A 19,073-nucleotide genomic window follows, 5' to 3' on the forward strand; every position below is an offset into this window, starting at 1 on the left:
AAAATGTCTCCTGAGCTTTTGATGGATTCTATGAGTTATCTTTCTTTTTTATAGCCAGAATTCTTCAGGTTCACAATGGGGGTTGTTTTTAAGGTGGAAGACTACCCATGCTATCATTATTTTAACGTCCGCATCTTGCTCAAGCGGACTTCCTCACGTTCAGCTGTCCGCTACGTGCCAGAAGCGGACGTTGCCATTTCACTATAAGTATATATCTGTATGCTGCTAGCAAAGTTGCAACAGAAAACGCTGTAATTCAGCCGTGACTTCTTTTGGATTCTCCTCGGCCATATGGTGACCGCTGGCTATCGCCTTGCCCCGAACATCATGTGCCCAAGTTTTCCAGATACCTAATACATCGCCATATATATCTTCCAGATCATCATATTTCGACCATAAACAAAGCGTTGGGCACATAATCAGGTTTCCTTTCTGGCGATCCTGGAGCTCATGTTCTTTATCGATACTAAGGCCGGCACGATAGTCTTCGAGCATCCCATGTACAGTTTCCGGATCATGAATAGCTTTTCTGAACTCAAAGTACTCTTCATTTCCCATTGTTTCAGGCTGCCCTCCATACCACTTGTCAGGATCAGCGAGTATTGCCCGCTCCGGCTTTTCTGGTTGAGCAAAGAAGAACCAGTGATACCACTGCCGTGCAAACTTCTCATTACACCGGTTGAGGGCTTCTAGTATTGGAATGCAATCAAGTACGGCAAGCCGTGTGATTCGCTCTGGATAGTCAAGAGCGGCTCTGTAAGCTGTGTAACTCCCTCTGTCATGCCCAACAAGCGCAAATTGCTCAAAACCAAGCTGACTCATCAACTCAATACAATCTTTTGCTTTAGCTCTTTTAGAAGAACCAGCATGATCACACTGATCAGCCGGCTTTGACGATTGGCCAAACCCCCGTAAATCAGGACATACGACGGTAAATGATTTAGCCAGTTCGGGAGCGACTTTTGACCAGGTTACATGTGTACGAGGGTGTCCATGCAATAACAGAACAGGTGGTCCATTCCCCCCATAGCGCACATTGAGCTCTGCTTCTGAAAGGCTGACTCGTGTATGTGTAAATCCTTCAAACATATGCTGACTCCCACGGCAGTAGTGTGGGGATAATTATAGGCTGCTGTTTAGTCGGACACTTTGCTATGCAAGGGGCCGAGCATATTCACCCCTCATGGCAAAACTGTTAATGCAACGCAAGAATACATTATGGGAAAAATTTAAAATGAATGTCCGCTTCTCGCTCAAAGCAGACTTAACTTACTTAAAAGGTTAACTAACCGGCAGTTGGCAAAACCTTTTGTGCATAACCGCTGGCACAATCAATTTGCTTTTCTGTCAGCCCGCTATAACTTCCAGCGTGACCGATGCCCCGCCGCAAACAATAACCAGTACATTATCTGCAGCGTTAAACCTGATTTTGCGATCGTACAAAAGTGAGAGTGACACCCCGCACGCTGGCTCCGTGAGCACGCGATGGTCATCAAGAAAGCGCCGGCAGGCTTGCAACGCTTCCTGGTCGGAAACCAGCATGCCTCTGACATCCAGCCGTCTGGCCACATTAAAAACATTTTCGCACACCTGGCTTGCGGCCAGCGTCGTGGCTATGCCGCTGACCTTGTCAAGACGCACCAGCTTACCGGCATTAAGCGAGGCGTGAAGAGAGGCCGTGCCGTGGGTTTCCACGGCGTAAACCGGAATATGGCCAAGCTGATGTTTCTCCAGCCCCTGAGCGATGCCGGACAGCATGCTTCCGCCGCCTACGGAAAGAATCACCGCATCAGGCTTTACCCCTTCGCTGATGACCTCATCCACGATTGTGCTGATGCCCTCCCACAAAAGCAGATGATCAAAGGGATGCACACAGATGATGTCATCTGTCGCCAGTGACAGGGCGTAGTCGTTCGCCTCACTCCATACTTTCCCGTGCACAATAAGCCTGGCGCCTTCCTGCTCAATAAGCTGCTTTGCCCTGGCAGACGTGCTTTCTGGCACCACGACAGTGACCGGCAACCCCAGTTTGCGACCGCAATGTGCCACCGCTATGCCTGTGCCTGCATTGCCGCCGGATGAACTGATGAAGGCTGTTACGCCCTTTTCCGCGTAGTGGCGACAAATATTCTCTGCGCTCCTGAGCTTGAACGATCCCGTCGGCTGGGAAGATTCCATTTTAAGCCAGACATGGCATCCGCAATGCTGACTTAATGGCAGTGAATGTATAAGAGGAGTCCGGATACTTATTCCCATGCGTGTGATCCTTATGATTTCTTTTTCTGATAAACGGGAAGCGTTTCAGTCTGAGAGACAGATTTATCATAAGGGGGACGAGCGTAAAGGGATGGATACAAAGGCTAATGAAAGTGCCGGTTACAGTTCCATCATGACAAAGTAACGGTGCGTCCGCTTTTCGCTCAAAGCAGCCGGTCAGAGAAAGGCACTTTTTCGATACTCTGGTTATTTTGACTGCAGCCGTGAAATGGTCAGTCAGCAGGATTCACCCTCGCTGTCGCTGTTTAAAACTTCATTCAGACTAATCCCGTACCTCAATGTGAATAACAGTTACCGGCTCACCGTGGCTGCCGGTGGTGTAGTGGCGCTCCGCTGTACGGATTAAGGTGCTGCGTTGCTCCAGCAAATCAGCGATTTCACGGAGCTTTTCTGCCAGGCAGGGAGGTGAAAACGGGAGGTAGGTCGGGGGAAGGGCTCTGGCCATTTGTTGTGTTCCGCAATTATCGGGTGTGTACATCATATCTTCGGCTGCCGGCAGCGTTTCATGAGCGCCGTCATAAAGGGTGCCTGATTGCTCCCTTAAAAAGTGCATGCAACCTCCCTCCCTGCCGTCGGGCGGCGCCGTGACTTCACCTTAGCCGGGCCGCTTCGTCCGAAAGGTAGGCTTCGCCTCGTAACTCACCCGTTCCCCGCCGGTCGCGGGACATTCAGTCCGCTCCGGCGGCGCGTGCGGCTTCGTCCCTCGACCCTGCGTACTGCGCACTGGCCCGGCTGGCGTGACGTCACGGCGCTGATGCCGTGCAACCTGCAAACCGGAGTGACCATGAATCAACCTCATACAACTGGCCAGCTGGCCGAACAGCTGCAGCGCTTTGCGCCAGATACGCCCTGCGTGGTGCACCTGTGGGTATCCGATGACTTCGACGACGTGGCGCCGGAGCTGACGCACGGGGAGGTGCTGGCCACGATCGCGCTGGCCGACGCCACGCTCGATGCAGACGTCAGTCTCAGCTGGTATTTCCTGCGACACTGCGCCGACACCATTCTGGCCGCAAGGGAGGAACGCTGCTGAAGGGAGCCGCCCCCGTGCGGCCTTTCCCGTGCTGACGCACGTAATAAGGCTGTCGCTGCGCTCCGCATTATGGCCGTCTCCTCTACTGCGCGCCGGCAACGGCGGGCATAAGCGCCGTGCCCTCACGGTAGCCGGGCGGCCTCGCAAACAAGCAACTGTGCTGAGAGAGGTAGTAACAGTTCGTAACTCATCAAAGCTACTAGTATCTGGCTCCATGCCGATAAAGAAGTTGTTCTCCCGCCCACAAGGAAAAAAAATGAAAATATCGGTTCGTCTTTTCTCAGGCTACGGTTTTTTGGTTGTCTGCTTTTTAATCTGTACCGGCCTGTCTCTGCACGCGCTCAGGGAATCCCGGCAAGGCATGGACGATACGGTAAATTACAAAATGAGGCGCCTTACGCTTGTCCTGAACATGCGTGCTGCAGTTAATAACATGGCAGTTTCAGTCAGAGACATCGTTCTTCTCAGAGACCCTAAGCAGGAGAAAAATGAATGGCAAAAGGTCAGTGATTTACATGAAAAGTATCTTCAGGAACGCGAACAACTGGTTGCCAGCATGATGCATAACGATTCCCCTGAAGGAAAATCAGCGTTAGACCGTATTCTGTCCTCAGACAGTGTCGCTCTGAATACACTGACAGTTGCAGGAAAAATGGGGATGGACAATGGCCAGTCAGAAATAGCCGCTGACTATCTGCTGAATACGGCGCGCCCGGCTCAGAAGGCTCTGTCCGATGCCCTGGATGGGCTTACCGATGTACAGAATAAGCTTAGCCGGGATACGGTAGCAGTTAATAGCGCATCTGTACGTGAGGCTTCCGTTTTACTTCTCTCACTCACGACTCTTTCAGTCCTGTTCTCTCTTCTGACCATTTTTATGATAGTCAGGACGTTGATGCGCCAGTTAGGCGGGGAACCAAAAGATGCTGAGATACTCGCAGCAGCAATTGCTTCTGGCGACTTGACGAGTCAGGTAATTCTGCGAGGTAATGATAAAACAAGCCTGTTGGCTTCACTGGATGGTATGCAGGCAAACCTGCGGAGGCTTATTTCTCAGATAAAGGATTCCGCCAGCTCCGTGGCGCTTGCTGCGGATGAAATTTCGCAGGGTAATACCGAACTCTCTTCCCGCACCGAGCAGCAGGCGGCCGCGCTGCAGGAAACGGCCGCCAGCATGGAGCAGCTTACCGCTACAGTGAAAAGTAATACTGCGGGTGCACAGCAGACAGCGGGTTCAGCCCGTGAAGCAGCGCAAGTTGCCCGTTCAGGCGGTACAGATGTACAGCGCGTGTCAGACACAATGAATGCCATATCTGTTAGCGCTGCGAAGGTGCGAGATATCACATCCGTAATTGAAAGTATCGCCTTCCAGACAAACATTCTGGCCTTAAACGCTGCAGTGGAGGCCGCCCGGGCAGGTGAAGAAGGGCGGGGATTTGCCGTGGTGGCGGGTGAAGTCAGGACGCTTGCACAGCGCAGTGCGAATGCCGCGCATGACATCAAACAACTGATGGCGGAGGCAGTAAGTGTTGTTGACAGCGGCGTGGTCGCAGCCGCAGATGCAGGGCACAGTATAATGAAAATTGTCGGTATGGTGGGCGAGCTGGCTGAGGCCATGGATAACATTTCACTGGCTTCATCCGAACAGATGCAGGGTATATCCCAGGTCAGCATTGCCGTCAGTCAGATGGATGGTGTAACCCAGAATAACGCCGCGCTGGTTGAGGAATCCTCGTCTGCCTCACAGTCACTGTCTGAGCAGGCACACGCGCTGCGCGGAATGGTTGAGGCCTTCAGGGTATAAGGTCAGTGGCAATAGGGTGTGAGGATAATTATAGGCTGCTGTTTAATCGGACACTTTGCTACGCTACATAAGGGAAGGGGCTCAGCAGAATTCAACTCTTATGACAAGACTGGTGATGCAACGCAAAATGAAATTGAATACAAAATCTTAAAATGAATGTCCGCTGTTCGCAAGTAGTGGACATTAGCCTGACGTTAGTAAATAAAAGCTGACTAGCAGTTATGCTCTTAATATGGTGAATCCCTTTATACGACAGGGCCAGGCTACACAGGTATAGCAGAAACAAAGGCGCAATTCAGATGATAGCCCTCCTGAATCACCGGGAGGTACCCGGCGCCGTACTTTTACAGAAGAATGAAGATGCGCTGCGGAGGTGGCCATGCTGTGGATGGAAGAGGGTATGTATCTCAGGGTAGAAGAGCTGCCGGGCGGCCCGCGGCCATTGCCGCTGCTGAGCGGGTTCAGCCTAACGACGGCCTACCGGGCGCTGGGGTGCTTTAACCCGTCGGAAACGTCTGACGCCTATTTCATTCTTTCCAACGACCGCGACGAAGTCTGGTTTATCTGTAACCGCCATCTGCGGACGGTGTATTTACAGCGGGACAGCACGGCATTCCGTTTGCCGCTCTCTTCTTTCGACGGACAATCCTTAACCGGTGCCGCGCCGGCACTCCGCTCCGGATTCAGCGATTAAACAGCATCCGGAGCAGCGCCGTAAGGTGTGCCGCCTCGGCCTCATCGCCGGTACAGTCCAGGCGCGCAATCAGCTTAAGGCAAAGCGCTGTGCGCGTCAGACGCCGTTCCTGACGCAGGATATCGACGGTGATTCGTCCCAGCAGCGCAATCTGGCCGGGGTGGGTGACCTGGCTGAAGTAGCCAGTCAGCCCGGCATCTTTTTCCGGCGGTAGTCCGTCCTGTCGCATGAAATACCCGTGCATAAAGAATGAGGTCGGGCGCAAAGTAACCGATGTACCGGCGCGTGTACAGCAGTAATCCACCGGTGCACCATCCTTTAAACAGCGCCACCAGTTATTGCAGACAATTCAGCGATAAAATTAACGCTCCGGTTATAAGGGGAGGCTCAGTGAACAGAAAAATACCGGCGGACGACAGCATGCCCATTACCCTGCCCGATACCTGCTTCAGTTAGGTACTGAATCCGGAAGACACCAACCGGGCCGACACCCGCGCATTTCTTTCCCGCGACGTGGAGCCGTTTACGCTGCCCGGGTTTGTGACGCCGTTCGGCTACACCCTATGGCAGAACAGAGCAGAGCGACAGTTCAGGCTTATAACGCAGGAGCCAGAGCCGGAGACCGCATATGCAGTGAGGCTGGAAGAAGCCGAAGACTTTACCTCGCCGGAGCGCGCCTGCATACAGGTCATGGTATGGCGCACCCGCCAGCCGCAGCACGAGGTGGCGGTGCACGGCCTGGCGCGCCGGTTTTTCTGCCATTTTCTTCATCGCTGGTCGATCATCATTACCGACAGCGCGCAGACCAACGCGGCAAAAGTGATGTGGGAAGGGATGGTTGCCTGGGCGCTGCGCGACCCGGAGCACTACGTATACGTGTGGGACGGCACAGGCGAATCGGGCTGCCTGCACCCGGTGCGCAGCTGGCTGGCGTTCTGCGGCCACTGGGCCGCCTTCTGCTGGGGCGCCGAGCCAGGAAGCCACCTGAGACGACGGGTTGTCATCAGTACGCACCCCCTTAACGCTGCGCAGAAATAATACGGATGCGGAACGACGCGGCTGCAGAACAACTCTCCACCGGAGGGATGTCACGCGCCGTTCAGCCCACACAACCTGCGTATATCGCCGGAGTAGCAAGCCGGGGGGCTCATAACGCCCGCATTTCAGATTAAGGCGTCCTGCAGCACGTGTCCACCGTCGTATCTACGAAAAAATGTGCGCGGCGGACAGTGAGTATCAGCCAGACCTGCAGGATTTCACTGCCTGATACAAAGGACATTTTTTTATCTGGAGAAAGATATCATGACAACAGTAAGGCGCAGTGGTGCCGGAAACTTCGCGGCCGACCCGGCACGCGCCTCTCCGGACGGGCAACAAAGGCGGTACAGCCAGCGGAGGCAACTTCAAACACCGCCCCGGTCGCGCACGCGTGGCTGGCCGTAAGGGCGGACTTATCAGCCGCCGGGGCCCTAAACCTGAAATTTAATTAAGGCAAACAGATTCGCACCGGCGGTGAAATTTTATCCCGGCGATCTCAATTAGGAAATTAATATTACCTAATTTCCCTGGGGTCGGCGGAGATTAATTATAACGAATTATCGCATGATTTTTTCTAGCCCGCTGCGCATTGCTACAGGCAATATCTCTCTAAGAAGGCCTGCAATATTTTCAAATCGTGTTAAATCCATTCCTGAGATTAAATCCCATATGACTTTAACTTTTAAAGATGAAAACGATTTCAGGGACCACATAAGGTTTATTCAGTGTTTTCTGAGTTTTATCCCTGATAATCTGTCAGTATTATGAATTTAAGGCGTTTTTTTCTTAACGGGACTGAATTTATTTCGCATTAAGGAAGCGCTACGCTGAAAATAACCATTCCGGACCGTACTTCAGCTCATTAAACCGCTACACTGAAATACCGTAATAAGGCTGATGGAGAGTGGAGCATGCCTGATTATTATCACAACGAAAATCAGCTGATTATTGGCGAAGCTGTGATTCATCTGGCGCTAAATAATGCGGATATTACTGTTGACTCGCTTGTAAGGGCGCTGGCTGAGATGGCTGCCATCGAGGAAAATCCTGCGCGCTGCGTGCAGATAAGAGAGGCGAAACACTGGCTCCGCGGGTTCATGCCAGCTTCAGGTAACCGTGACGAGCTCAGATGGGTTACCGGAGCGGGTCAGGGCTCAGTTCACTGAAGGGTTTACGCCCGTTCGGGACAAAAACCGGGCGGACCTCTTTCCAGCGTCTCTCGCAACACGCAGGCCAGCCATAGCTTTCTTAATGCTGTACAACCCTTTTATTATCGCACTCATCATTCGCGCGCTGATACTCACGTAAGCTACTGTTTAGTAACGGCTAGCACTTTTTGCAAAAAAAAGATAACTTGTACAGCATCACAATTGCTGTACAAGTTTGATTTGATTGTATAACTTTATGGACAGACAGAGTCGACTACATTTTAACCATTGAGGGGTTCACCATGCGTCAGAATGTCACGAAATTACCGGATGCCGCGAGCGACATTGCACACTACTTCAGCAAGGCGTCGGCGCCGACCCAACAGGAAACCCTTGGGCAGATTGTCGGCGAAATCCTGCGCTCGGGCAAGAACCTCAACCGTAAGGCCATCTGCACCAAGCTGTTACACCGCCTTGAAGCGGCATCAAGTCAGGAAGAAGAGCGTCATTATCAGACGCTTATCGGTATGTTGTTCGAGCGTTAAGTTTTAATTTCCAGGTGAAACGCCCCGCAGCATGCATACAAGGGCCGTCCGGACTGGGCGACCGGCACTTTGTCCGGAGGACAGGCACCATAAGGCGCGGGTATGCAAAGAAGTAAACCAGAAAGACTCGTTGACGCTGTTTTAGGAGATGCTGTCATAGCTATGCTTGATGGCGACGATGACATCAGCACTGTAAGGCTGATTGGCGTGCTTAAGTCCATGACTCAAACTGAACAGGATGCTGAGCGACGGGAAGCAGTAATGATGGCTATTCAGGAAGTTGAAGCTACTCTTCCACGATTAAGTAACACTCGTGATGCAGCAATACTGGCTTTTAATGATGAGCTCTCACCTGACAGTGGTCGTAAGCACTGAGCCTCAGCTGAGATTTCCGTTTATAGCGGATAGTGGCAGGACGCCCGCAGGACGCGGCTACCGGAGGGTGGCCGTTTTTATTTCAGGCATTTGCCTGGCCACATTAGCCCGCAGGGCCTGACGGATAACATCATGCAAGTTAATGAGAAACTTAACACTTCTGAAGCATACATCATCCAGCACTTCCGCAGCGGCGGCGACGCATTGGCCGCTGAAACCGCCGTGCTGGACGCTGTCATCCGCGATATCGTTATCCACGGTAAAAAGGTGACCAGCAAAGCGATCATCCTTTACCTGATTGCCGAGCTCGAAAGCACCTCAGACATGGACGAGCTTGACGTGCTGCGCAGCGCGCTGGAAATCGTGGTGGGTAAAACGCCCGACGATGAAGCCTTATGAGATTAATTGTGCTGCGCAGCCTGCGCGGCATTCAGCGCAGGCGGAGAGTCGAATCCTCCCTGCGAAGCCCACAAGGGGCAGGTGACTGCGGCGGCGAGGGTTACGGCAATCCAGACTTTCACAGGCACCTCCCGGTTTAAAAGATTTCACTTTTAACAGTGTGGCACGCCACAGTTATTGCGCGAGGGAAACGCGTCATAACGGGATAAATCTGAAGGTCAGTGCATCTGCTGAGCCAGTAGTCTGACCGCGCGTTCGCAATTTTCGCGCAATGCGGCAGCGCCAGCCGACTCGCCCATGCTGTGCAAGGCGCTGGTGATTTCGTGCAGGGTGAGGTACTGGTCCGGCTTAAGAAGGCGCGCCACGACCGTTCCGATAACGGCGTAGATATCTTCGGCGGTGGTGTCATCGTTCATATGACCTCCGTCCGTAAGGTGGATAAGCGTACAGTATAACTGAAAGGCGCCGCAGCAGATACAGCGGCGGCCCGGGTGACTTCAGTGAAGCTTCTGCGATGACAGATTGTCAGCGCTGGCGACCCCGGTCTTCTCATCGGCGCGAATGTGCATTTCCCGCCGGACCTCTTCGATAGCGCGCAGGCCCGCGCGAACGCGGTCTTCATCCGTTTCATGCTCAATCGCCGCGCGCAGGCGGTCTGTCAGGACAGCCCAGCTGATGGCCACGTCCTCATCCAGCAGCGCTGTTACGGCCTCGCCAATCATGATGTCGGCCATTTTTTCTTCAAAGTCATTTTTCATGGGGTTATCCGGCAGCAGGTTTCGGGCGCAGAGCTTACCACAGCACACCTGGCCTGGACATGAACGGGTAATCTGTCCGCATAAAACTTTTTCACCGCAGTGTAAATACGCGCCACGGTAACGCTGCCAGGGAGGGAGGTATCCTGCTCTGACGGTGCCTCACTCCTGCGCGGACATTTTCTTGCTGCGTCCGCGCTGCTTTGCTGCTGGAGGTGCGGGCTCCGCCACCGGTTAAGGCTTCTCCAGGCGATACAGGCAGACGTCGCCGCGCTCCGCCAGGCTCGCCGGCCAGATCATGGCCGCATTCCAGTCCTCAACGTAAAGTTCGCCCAGCGGCTGTACCACGGCCCAGGGCATTCCCAGCGTGCGACGCAGCTGCAGGAGTTCCTGCGCCATCGCCACGGCCTCTGCGTCATGATTTTCCGGATTACCGGCGATTTGAGTAAGCCTGTGTTAGCTAAGCATTGCTGCGTCTCCTGTGCGTTAAACCCTGTTGCAGCGATAGCCTGCCGGCGGATTGCCGGACATCTCCCGCTGGCGCATGCTGGAGGTACCTCCGTCGCTGAAAACAGGGGGATTACGAAACCTTTACGCTTAATGTCTTGTTGGCCACTTGCAGAGTTTGCAACCAGTTCTACACTGGGCGGACCAGTGTAGAGAGTACCGGTTTTAAAACAATAAGAGGTAAAAAAAATGATTTTAGGTGAGTTTATGCTGAAGGTGAACCGCTGGCCTCAGATGCATTTCACAGCAATTGAAAGCGAGCAGCGCGACGCCGGCATCGAGATTTATGCCATCGACTGCACAAACCAGACCAAAAGCCGGTTGCTGATTTACTGCACGCCGGACGCGCAGCACGCGGCGGTCATGACGACGCATTTCCGCACCTGGCTTGAAAAGGCCAACCGCGGCAGAACGCTGCGGCAGGAAAAGGCTGAAGCGCCGGCGGCCGTTATGGCCGCGCAGCACCCGCCTCAGCGTGCCGCAGCCTGTTAATCATCCGGGGCCCACGGGCCCCTTTCTGTTCCCGTGCCTCAGACGGCTTCCCGTGTTTCCGGCCAGGCGACGGCCGCGCCTTCAGCGGTGAACAGCGCGCCCTGAAAATCAGTGACCCCCGCCGCCTCCAGCCACATCCACTCCTCCGGCTGCTCAATGCCCGCCGCGATCACGTTAATTTCCAGCGCCGAACAGCAGCGCAGCACGGCGTGTACTACCGCCTGACGGGGGCCGCTGCGGTGAATATTGCGAACGATCCCGGCGCCGATGCGCACGCGGTCAGGCTGCACGTGCGCCAGCAGCGACAGTCCGGCTGAGCCGTCACCAAAGTTATCGATGGACAGGCTGATGCCGGCCTGCTTCAGCTGGCGCACCGCCTGAGAAAATGCTTCCAGCTGAGAAATGACCTCCGTCTCGCTAACACCCAGTATGATCTGCTGCGGCACCATCCCGGCGCTGTCAATGGCGCTGACGAGCCGGCTGACGGCGTCCGGAACATAAACCAGCGTCATAGGCAGAATGCTGAGGTACAGCATGATGTCGTCAGGGCATGACCTGCCGGCCCTGTGCAGCGCTCCGATGACCGCATCGAGATTATGCTCGTACAGCGCCTCGCCGGAGACCCCCGCCGGCACGTCATCGGGCAGGGCCTCAAGGGCCGTGACCTTACGGCCGAGCGGATCGACCACCGGGCGGAAGGTAACGCCCGCTGCCGCAGCCGGTGACCCATTGTCATCCGGCACGAAGTCCCAGTAGTCGGCGGGCAGGACCTCAAAGTAGTTTTCTTTCTCACGTGCTTCCACGAAGGTTCGCAGGAACTGCAGGCCGCGGTCGTCATAGGTCAGACGATATTTAGACGTGCCGCGGTCAAGCACCGCCTGCAGCACGCTGCCGCTGTCGTGATGGCGCAGGTCGAACAGCTCCATGCCGTGGTTGCCAAAGCGGCGCGACGGTGAATAGTCGCGCATCAGCTCAACCACGTTGTGGTGGCGCCGGTCGGCGCAGATGCGGCCGTAAATGTCCAGTACGCCTTCCTCCGGCCCCTCCAGAATCTGAAAGAAGTGCGTGCCGTTAAAGAGTAGGATCCCCGTGACCTGATGTCGGGCGTTCAGCAGGCTGGCCTTCTCCACCATGCCCGGCAGAACGCTGACGGGTACCTCATTAGCGAGGTGGCTCCGGTAAATTATTGTTGTAAGCATTTCAGGCTCCGTATTGCCACAGATTGTCACGGGCACCATAGCAGCCAGCCGCCATTTCTCAAACCGGACCGGCAACGGACATGATGAGACGCTGAATAAACATTCAGAAAGTCTGAAACGATAGTTTTTAACGCACTCGTAGCCTTGTAATCAAAATAAATTATTGCGGAATAGTGGTTTTTCAGAACATCCTTCGGGGGCTTTATTCAGCGGTGTCAAAAGTGTGGCGTGAGGCTGTCATCAACGTAAAACAGAGGTAATAAATTTGTCTATTCAACAATACGGGAAAAGGCGCGTCATTATTGACGAAGCGGCACTGAGTCTTGCTCCGGGCGAAAGGGAAATAAGCGTGCATTCGCTTATTTCCGAACTCGGACGCATGGCTGAGACTGGCAGCAGCGATAAGCGGCTTACAGAAATATCCGAAGCCAGATGCTGGCTGAAGAGCTTACACGAGCCGGGGCAGGCCTGAACGACGAGAAGAACTGACGCCAAAGGACTTAGTCCAGCTCTGACCGGAACACGACTAAGAAGAGATCCTCACCGGTCGCGCGCAGGCGTGTACAGGCCGGAGACCCTGTCAGGTACGAAACCCTCCGCTTTTCCCGCGCTTAAATCGCATCAGAAATTAATTCCACCCCTATATACTCGGGCATACAGTGGCAGCTTTGACAGGACGCTTGCGCTGCGTAGTGCTAATGCCGCGCATGACATCATGCAACTGATGACGGAGGCAGTAAGTGTTGTTGATAGCGGTGTGGTCGCAGGTGCAGGTGCAGCATACTGAAAATTGTCGGTATGGTGGGCGAAGTGGCCGAGGCCATGGATAATATTTCGCTGGCTTCATCCTAACAGATGCAGGGCATCTCTCAGGTCAGCATTGCCGTCAGCCAGATCGACGGGGGAACGCAGAATAATGCAGCTCTGATGGAATAATCCTCGTCCGCCTAACAGTCACTTTCAGAACAGGCACAGCGCGGAATGGTGGAGACATTCAAGGTTTAAGCCATATTTGTATACTGCGGACGCGTTGAACTCAGGGTCATGGCTGCTTGTTTCTCTGGGGAGCATGTGAGGTATACATGTGCTCGTTCTTCAGTGCTACTGACTACTTCCGCGTAGTATCTGTAAAAAATGGATTACCGTATGGTTAAATCTGTATGCATGAAAAGTTTCAGCGCGTTAGAAATCAAGACATAAACGGATCTGCTGCTTATACAACTGAGAAGGGGATAATAAGGTTGCTGGTTACGTAATCCAATAATCTGGCACACCTAATTTTAACATCAGCAGACAGAGTTGGGATAACTTTGTTGAGAATATAATGACTACTAGCAAGAGAAAGTTACAAAGATTAAAGAAAGCCGCTGCAAGCGGCTTTTAAAAAAATTTATTTATTCTAAATGATCTTGTGACAACGGCTTGCGTTTACTGATGGTTCCTCCTTTACGCCCTGCCTCGACGGCGCGAGCCGGATCATTCCTAAAGTTACCACCACTTACGCGGCCGCCTTTTCGGCCAGCCTCAACTGCTCTTTCATGATTCTCAGCGAAATTACCTGCTCCACCACGATGTGTGACCATGTTAACTCCTGACGAGAGTGAATAAAAATTATTTAAAAACTTTAGTTATGAACACTAATAAACATTAGCAAGGAATAAAAAAAATTCAAATTTAGGTAATTTATGATACTAATTCTGAGTAATTTTCTTTCTAAAAAAAAGTGATGATGTTCGAAAATCTGGTTTTAATTGGCACTGCTTTTTCTCCTGACAAGAACTTTGATATAAATATTCTTTTGTATGAACAGCATTGATTGCAAATTGAGGTATCTATCAGTGGAATCGAGGTTTTTCATACTAAGGGAGGATGCAATGGCGTCAAATTGTTGGCAAGACCATTTAAAAATGGACCTGACTTTTATCAGAGTAGGCCATAAGTAACTAATGGACCTAAAAAATCCATGCTCCTCCTCAACCACGCTAAGTAATGTTAAACCATTGTAATAACAAGTTGAGCTGTGAAATATTTTGGAAATGGAGACTTGTGTTTTATATTTAGATTTTTACATGCCAAATATTTTTCACAGACATTTGATATTCTGAGACTTACAGCCAAGCGTAAAAAGTGAAAGCGCTGATTAAATAGCGCTTTCGTTGGGTAAATCGATGGTTAGAAAGTTAAGAACTAAAAGCTTTCCCAGTTTGCCTTACTCACCTCTGGAGCAATTAACGGAGTATTCTTTTGAAGTTGTAACGTTCTGGCTGTCTGTGCGTTAACTGCTACACCAACCTGAGCTGTGGATTCGTTTAAAATGAACGTAGAAACCAGCCTCGACAAGGTTTCAGCCTGCTCCTGCAAAGACTTAGATGCAGAGGAAGCTTCTTCAACCAAGGAAGCGTTCTGCTGTGTGACTTCGTCCATCTGTCCAATGGCAAGATGAACCTGCTCTATGCCTTTGCTTTGTTCAGAGGTTGCTGCAGCAATTTCATTAACCAGATCGGCAACCTGCTGGATAGCATTACTGACATTTTCTGTATTATTACCCACGTGCGTTGCCTGCTCAAGACCCTGTTCGACTTGAGCAACGGAAACTGAAATAAGCTCGTTTATCTCGCGAGCAGCAGTTGAGGAGCGCTGGGCCAGATTACGAACCTCAGAAGCAACGACTGCAAATCCTCTACCATGCTCACCAGCGCGCGCGGCCTCTACCGCAGCGTTAAGCGCAAGTATGTTGGTCTGGAATGCAATTCCTTCAATCAAACCTGTAATTTCGGAAATTTTTGAGGAACTTCCACGTATTTCTAACATTGTTTCCAGCATCTGACTGACTGCACTCCCGTTTCGCTGGGATAAATCGTTAGCATTATTCGCTAGCTCACTGGCCTGAACTGCACCAACAGCATTCTGACGAACGGTATCACTTAAAGTGGCCATACTTGCTGAGGTTTGCTCTAGCGAAGCTGCCTGCTGCTCAGTACGTGATGACAAGTCTTCGTTCCCTGCAGCTATCTGGGTGGAGCCTGTGCTGACTGATTGTGCCGCATGGTTAACAGACAAAAGTGTTGCCGAGACTTTTATCAACAAGTTGTTAAATGCTGATGCGGTTTGACCGATTTCATCATTTCTAAGTACTGGAGCTACTAGAGTAAGATCAAGGTTATTACTAACATCAGTCATAGTATTGGTCATACTATTCAAACTACGCTTAATGCCAAGGATAATACTGGTAGAAAATATACCGAGACCGATGATGACTAACACTGACACTCCGCTCATCATCCAAACAGTCTGTGTGTAGATTTTCTTGTTGATTTCTCTTAAACCAGCACCAATTTTTATATTCAAATCAATTTGCTTCGTGAACTCTGACTCCATTTTACGTGTTGCGGCGCCCACCCCATTTTCACCTTTTAGTAAAGCCAGAGAAAGCGTATTGTCTTGGCTTTTTGAGGCGTATAAAAAAGCCGGTAAGGCCTCACGAACCGCATCAATGTTATGAAAAGCCTGCTCGGTCATCGCTTTATCTTCATCACTGGAGATATCGTTTTCCATGTAATAATCCGTAAGCGACTTTAACGTATTCAGCAGATCTTTTATCCTTTCCTCAGCCTGGTTCAGGTCTTGACTACCTGAAGCGGTCTGATGGCGGTAGAGTGCAATGCCTAACTGATTAGTGTAACTAATTGATTTATTGAGATCCTTGATGCTGGGAATTGCATTGGCCTGAACATATTCAAAGCGAGACTGGAAGCCTGAGATTACCGAGAGTGAAACGGAAACAATCGCGAGAAGTGATAATGCCAGTAAAAAAAATACCAGCAACAAACGCTGTGTAATAGTCATATGAACCCTGATGTAAATGTTAAATATTGCAACAGAGCTTATCGACGTAGTTTTACCAAGCTTTAACTATTTATAAATAATATATTTTTCAAACAGGCTTGAAAGTTTCTTCAGATGTACTAGCACATCGTGTAAATAATTGATTATAGTTATCACCTTGTAAAGAAAGTAACAACTCGTTATCAACTTTCATAAGCTTCATATTCAATAAGGATGAGATAGATGAAAATTATTAAGAACTTTATCATTGGCATGGATTTCTAGGTCTGCCCGAGGAAGAAGAGCATCAGAGGTTATGGCTAACTTCTGCAGCTTCATTCGCACACTAAACTGAAATTTTACTATCCGCTCATTGCTAGCTTTCAGTTTTAGATTAAGCATTTGAACGTACATGATATTATCATATTTTCATGTATGCCTCTCACCAACCTCTAGTGGGTATGGATCATTGAGTGAAGTGACTTAAAAAATCGTCCCCATAATCAAGGTTTAAAGGTTCAGGTATTATTGCTTTTACTGACCCAAAATCAGTCAGTTTTTACTTTAACTGCATGGAACTTCAGTTGAGATATTTAGATTAAACATGCTGAAATTTTTCTAACATTCGACTGCCAAGGCTGATTATAACTAACAACGCATCCATTGCTGCCAAATCAGTTAAATATTAACAGAATAAAGCAATGCAAATCTCAGGGGAGTAATTTCATCAGGCTATCATTGCAGGTGAGAGATCATTTTTATATTTTTAAAAAAATGAGTGTCATGGGGTTAATGATAGTAAGAGGGTTTCTCCTTATGGAAATATACAGCGGTTCACGTTTGCTTATACGGCCGATTTATGCGAATCAACCCTGCTTAAGAGACAGCGGAATGAAGGTTTATTATTTTTATAGTCAAGAAATAATTGTTTTCCCTGGGGCCGACCTCATTTACTTGCTAGGATATGGCCATGAATGATCTATACCAAGAGATGAAAATATTCCGGTTGCGACAAAATAAATCAAAACTAACGCGAAGACAAGAATTGCAGACAATTCGATTACTTTAAATATATTACACTTTGCCATAGTTAACCTTCCTTCCATATGTGTGATTTAAGCCTCCTCATTAACATAGAGTGTTACCGGTAAAGCTCAAGCGAAAATCACATTGTGAAACACAAAAACAGACTTGCCGATCTTTGCAATTGAGGTTTTCGGATGGGTAGTGCTTTGACTAGTCTACTTGCTGCCGTACCGCTGACAAGTCCTCATAGTCGGCGTAGTAATCGGACCAATCCTCCTGCAGCAATCCAAGGTTCGGGCAGTGTGGCCATGATAGGGGATAGTATCAATCGCATGAATAGACGTTTTCTATGTCCGCCCAGATTATAGGGAGCAGATGCCGCATGACCAGTAATAAATGGGATTCATTACTTGGAATGATTACCAAAAAGCACCCAGATGAAAATGTTTATATAATGCGTTTTCTTGAATTTTGAAGAAAAATTTCTCTGCATTATAAAAGTTAGCTTTCCACTCATAGAGAGCATGTCTGCTATATGACACAGGCCGACAAATATGAAAAGGTAATAATATTCGGTTAAAAATGATAAAGGAGTCCCAGAACACGCTCGCATTTAGGAATGTAAGACGTTCTGGGGGTTAATTTCATATGGCCGCGGTCAAGCTTTGGCCACATTAATCCAGAGACAGGCTTTACTCCGGAATAGATCTTGAGTCAGCCAGGAAAAACGTTGATGCATGCTCAATGCTTGTGAGGATTTTCTGTACTGCTGGCAAAATTCCTTATTCGCATTTGAAGACGAGAAATCTGTCCTGTAATATCTGCCGTTCTTTCCGCCAGCCCCCTGATAGCACTGGCGATAACGGAAAACCCTCGGCCATGTACACCTGCTCTTGCGGCTTCAATACTGGCGTTCAATGAAATGAGCTTAATCTGCGCCGCTATACTTGCGTTTTCAGAAACCAGCTCGGCAATTTCTTTTGCAGTTTCGGCTGTCTGAATATTTCGCCTGCCCTCGCTTTCCTCGTGGAGCAACCGATCCTTACGGCCCTGGATATCAATAAGCGCGCCTACCGCACGCAGAGGCGTACCATCAGATGCACGTTTAGTCTGGCCTCGAGCCTGAAACCACCGGTATTCACCGCTGCGCAATCTAAGACGATATTCAATATCAAAACCGGTTTTACCGCTGAAATCCATTAGGTGGCTGACGAAAGCATCGAGTGCAGCTTGTTTGTCATCCGGATGAAGGCGTGACGCCCAACTATCCATCACATCTGGAAATTCTTCAATAGTTTCAAAGCCAAGCAGCTTTCTGAACTGCGGTGACCACCAGAATACGTTGTCAGGGTTCAGCGGATTTCCGCCAATGATGTCTAGGTCCCAGAGTCCATCATTGAGCATTTCCCGAGATAGGTCAAAGCGCGTGGAAACAATTTCAAAAAGGCGAGACTGAGCGGTTTCTTCTTCAATATTTTCCATAACTGCCACGAGACGTGGCGGCGTAAACTCCTGACAGTATGATGCACTTATGCGAAACCACTGAAAATCATTTTCGTCAGTTTTGAAGAGGCAACGCACCGGTTTATTAACATCGCCGTGGTTGAGCGTATAATTTATTAAACGTCTAAAATCATCTCTGGAATCAGGATGTACCATCTGTGTAAGTGACGTCAGTCCTAGCACCCTTTGAAGAGGTAATGACAAAAGCTGGCGGGCTTCAGATGAAAAAAATACAGGCGCGTCACTTCCAAGAACCGGAGCCTCAACATACCAAAATCCTTTCTGACTGAGGCTCATAACACATTTCAGCAGAATGGTATCACTGTGGTCCACATCTAGCGCTTTATTGACTTGCTCTTCAGCGATATATGGCTGCGTCTGCTCTGCGGCGGACTGTTTACTGAATAAATTTCGAAACATTGTCTCTCCTGGTCAACAAGGATTGGCACAAAG

The 19,073-nt window shown here is 50.3% G+C and carries 20 protein-coding genes and 2 pseudogenes; 11 read left to right on the forward strand and 11 right to left on the reverse strand.

Features of this window, described 5'->3' with window-relative positions; translation table 11 throughout:
* Window positions 1–225: 225 nt before the first annotated feature.
* From WFL93_RS22630 to WFL93_RS22640, 3 genes are all read right to left on the reverse strand, one after another.
* Window positions 226–1,089 (reverse strand): alpha/beta fold hydrolase, encoded by an 864-nt coding sequence (locus WFL93_RS22630; protein ID WP_323169472.1) that lies wholly within the window; start codon window positions 1,087–1,089, stop codon window positions 226–228.
* Between the two features lie 258 nt (window positions 1,090–1,347).
* Complete coding sequence (locus WFL93_RS22635) at window positions 1,348–2,256, reverse strand: pyridoxal-phosphate dependent enzyme (RefSeq protein ID WP_336779078.1); 909 nt, start codon at window positions 2,254–2,256, stop codon at window positions 1,348–1,350.
* Window positions 2,257–2,539: 283 nt separating this feature from the next.
* The gene (locus WFL93_RS22640) at window positions 2,540–2,830 is read right to left on the reverse strand and encodes a hypothetical protein (protein ID WP_049852697.1); all 291 of its coding nucleotides are present in this window, start codon (window positions 2,828–2,830) and stop codon (window positions 2,540–2,542) included.
* A 231-nt stretch (window positions 2,831–3,061) separates the two neighbouring features.
* On the opposite strand from WFL93_RS22640, the gene WFL93_RS22645 reads away from it, so the two are divergent.
* The 3 genes from WFL93_RS22645 (at window position 3,062) to WFL93_RS22655 (ending at window position 5,808) form a co-directional block, all read left to right on the forward strand.
* The gene (locus WFL93_RS22645; RefSeq protein WP_049852804.1) at window positions 3,062–3,310 is read left to right on the forward strand and encodes a hypothetical protein; all 249 of its coding nucleotides are present in this window, start codon (window positions 3,062–3,064) and stop codon (window positions 3,308–3,310) included.
* A 256-nt stretch (window positions 3,311–3,566) separates the two neighbouring features.
* On the forward strand, window positions 3,567–5,114 hold the full coding sequence (locus WFL93_RS22650; RefSeq protein WP_336779079.1) for a methyl-accepting chemotaxis protein: 1,548 nt from the start codon (window positions 3,567–3,569) through the stop codon (window positions 5,112–5,114).
* 379 nt (window positions 5,115–5,493) lie between these two features.
* Window positions 5,494–5,808, forward strand: a complete 315-nt coding sequence (locus WFL93_RS22655) for a hypothetical protein (RefSeq protein WP_049852695.1) — start codon at window positions 5,494–5,496, stop codon at window positions 5,806–5,808.
* Here the strand turns inward: WFL93_RS22655 and WFL93_RS22660 are convergent.
* Window positions 5,798–6,037 carry a hypothetical protein gene (locus tag WFL93_RS22660; protein ID WP_336769020.1) on the reverse strand — a complete coding sequence of 80 codons (240 nt, stop codon included), beginning with the start codon at window positions 6,035–6,037 and terminating at the stop codon, window positions 5,798–5,800. The genes WFL93_RS22655 and WFL93_RS22660 overlap by 11 nt on opposite strands.
* 404 nt (window positions 6,038–6,441) lie before the next feature.
* Here WFL93_RS22660 and WFL93_RS22665 point away from each other — a divergent pair, with 404 nt between their 5' ends.
* From WFL93_RS22665 to WFL93_RS22690, 6 genes and pseudogenes are all read left to right on the forward strand, one after another.
* The gene (locus WFL93_RS22665; RefSeq protein WP_312464207.1) at window positions 6,442–6,846 is read left to right on the forward strand and encodes a hypothetical protein; all 405 of its coding nucleotides are present in this window, start codon (window positions 6,442–6,444) and stop codon (window positions 6,844–6,846) included.
* Window positions 6,847–7,110: 264 nt separating this feature from the next.
* A pseudogene (locus tag WFL93_RS22670) lies at window positions 7,111–7,294 on the forward strand (general stress protein).
* A gap of 463 nt (window positions 7,295–7,757) precedes the next feature.
* A complete protein-coding gene (locus WFL93_RS22675) occupies window positions 7,758–8,012 on the forward strand; it encodes a hypothetical protein (protein WP_049852692.1) in 255 nt (84 codons plus the stop codon).
* A 284-nt stretch (window positions 8,013–8,296) separates the two neighbouring features.
* Window positions 8,297–8,539, forward strand: coding sequence for a regulatory protein YcgZ (gene ycgZ, locus WFL93_RS22680; protein WP_336779080.1), 243 nt, complete (start codon window positions 8,297–8,299; stop codon window positions 8,537–8,539).
* A gap of 102 nt (window positions 8,540–8,641) precedes the next feature.
* The gene (locus WFL93_RS22685; protein WP_312464204.1) at window positions 8,642–8,914 is read left to right on the forward strand and encodes a hypothetical protein; all 273 of its coding nucleotides are present in this window, start codon (window positions 8,642–8,644) and stop codon (window positions 8,912–8,914) included.
* 132 nt (window positions 8,915–9,046) lie between these two features.
* Window positions 9,047–9,313 (forward strand): biofilm development regulator YmgB/AriR family protein, encoded by a 267-nt coding sequence (locus WFL93_RS22690; RefSeq protein ID WP_049852689.1) that lies wholly within the window; start codon window positions 9,047–9,049, stop codon window positions 9,311–9,313.
* 218 nt (window positions 9,314–9,531) lie between these two features.
* On the opposite strand, the gene WFL93_RS22695 is transcribed toward WFL93_RS22690, so the two are convergent.
* From WFL93_RS22695 to WFL93_RS22705, 3 genes are all read right to left on the reverse strand, one after another.
* Window positions 9,532–9,729 carry a hypothetical protein gene (locus tag WFL93_RS22695; protein ID WP_049852688.1) on the reverse strand — a complete coding sequence of 66 codons (198 nt, stop codon included), beginning with the start codon at window positions 9,727–9,729 and terminating at the stop codon, window positions 9,532–9,534.
* 81 nt (window positions 9,730–9,810) lie between these two features.
* Window positions 9,811–10,071 (reverse strand): hypothetical protein, encoded by a 261-nt coding sequence (locus WFL93_RS22700; RefSeq protein ID WP_049852687.1) that lies wholly within the window; start codon window positions 10,069–10,071, stop codon window positions 9,811–9,813.
* A 231-nt stretch (window positions 10,072–10,302) separates the two neighbouring features.
* On the reverse strand, window positions 10,303–10,467 hold the full coding sequence (locus WFL93_RS22705; RefSeq protein WP_161804883.1) for a hypothetical protein: 165 nt from the start codon (window positions 10,465–10,467) through the stop codon (window positions 10,303–10,305).
* A 315-nt stretch (window positions 10,468–10,782) separates the two neighbouring features.
* Here WFL93_RS22705 and WFL93_RS22710 point away from each other — a divergent pair, with 315 nt between their 5' ends.
* The gene (locus tag WFL93_RS22710; protein ID WP_152929144.1) at window positions 10,783–11,067 is read left to right on the forward strand and encodes a hypothetical protein; all 285 of its coding nucleotides are present in this window, start codon (window positions 10,783–10,785) and stop codon (window positions 11,065–11,067) included.
* Between the two features lie 38 nt (window positions 11,068–11,105).
* On the opposite strand, the gene WFL93_RS22715 is transcribed toward WFL93_RS22710, so the two are convergent.
* On the reverse strand, window positions 11,106–12,266 hold the full coding sequence (locus tag WFL93_RS22715) for a diguanylate phosphodiesterase (protein WP_336779081.1): 1,161 nt from the start codon (window positions 12,264–12,266) through the stop codon (window positions 11,106–11,108).
* A 673-nt stretch (window positions 12,267–12,939) separates the two neighbouring features.
* Between WFL93_RS22715 and WFL93_RS22720 the strand changes: the two are divergent.
* A pseudogene (locus WFL93_RS22720) lies at window positions 12,940–13,217 on the forward strand (methyl-accepting chemotaxis protein); the annotation flags it as partial.
* Between the two features lie 443 nt (window positions 13,218–13,660).
* Here WFL93_RS22720 and WFL93_RS22725 read toward each other — a convergent pair.
* The 3 genes from WFL93_RS22725 to WFL93_RS22735 all read right to left on the reverse strand — a co-directional run bounded on the left by WFL93_RS22725 (window position 13,661) and on the right by WFL93_RS22735 (window position 19,040).
* Window positions 13,661–13,849, reverse strand: a complete 189-nt coding sequence (locus WFL93_RS22725; RefSeq protein WP_072093446.1) for a general stress protein — start codon at window positions 13,847–13,849, stop codon at window positions 13,661–13,663.
* 604 nt (window positions 13,850–14,453) lie between these two features.
* Window positions 14,454–16,112 (reverse strand): methyl-accepting chemotaxis protein, encoded by a 1,659-nt coding sequence (locus WFL93_RS22730; protein ID WP_336779082.1) that lies wholly within the window; start codon window positions 16,110–16,112, stop codon window positions 14,454–14,456.
* Between the two features lie 1,746 nt (window positions 16,113–17,858).
* Window positions 17,859–19,040, reverse strand: coding sequence for a methyl-accepting chemotaxis protein (locus tag WFL93_RS22735; protein ID WP_336779083.1), 1,182 nt, complete (start codon window positions 19,038–19,040; stop codon window positions 17,859–17,861).
* Window positions 19,041–19,073 lie beyond the last annotated feature (33 nt).

This window comes from Pantoea sp. USHLN256, from assembly GCF_037149875.1.
GTDB lineage: Bacteria > Pseudomonadota > Gammaproteobacteria > Enterobacterales > Enterobacteriaceae > Pantoea > Pantoea nemavictus.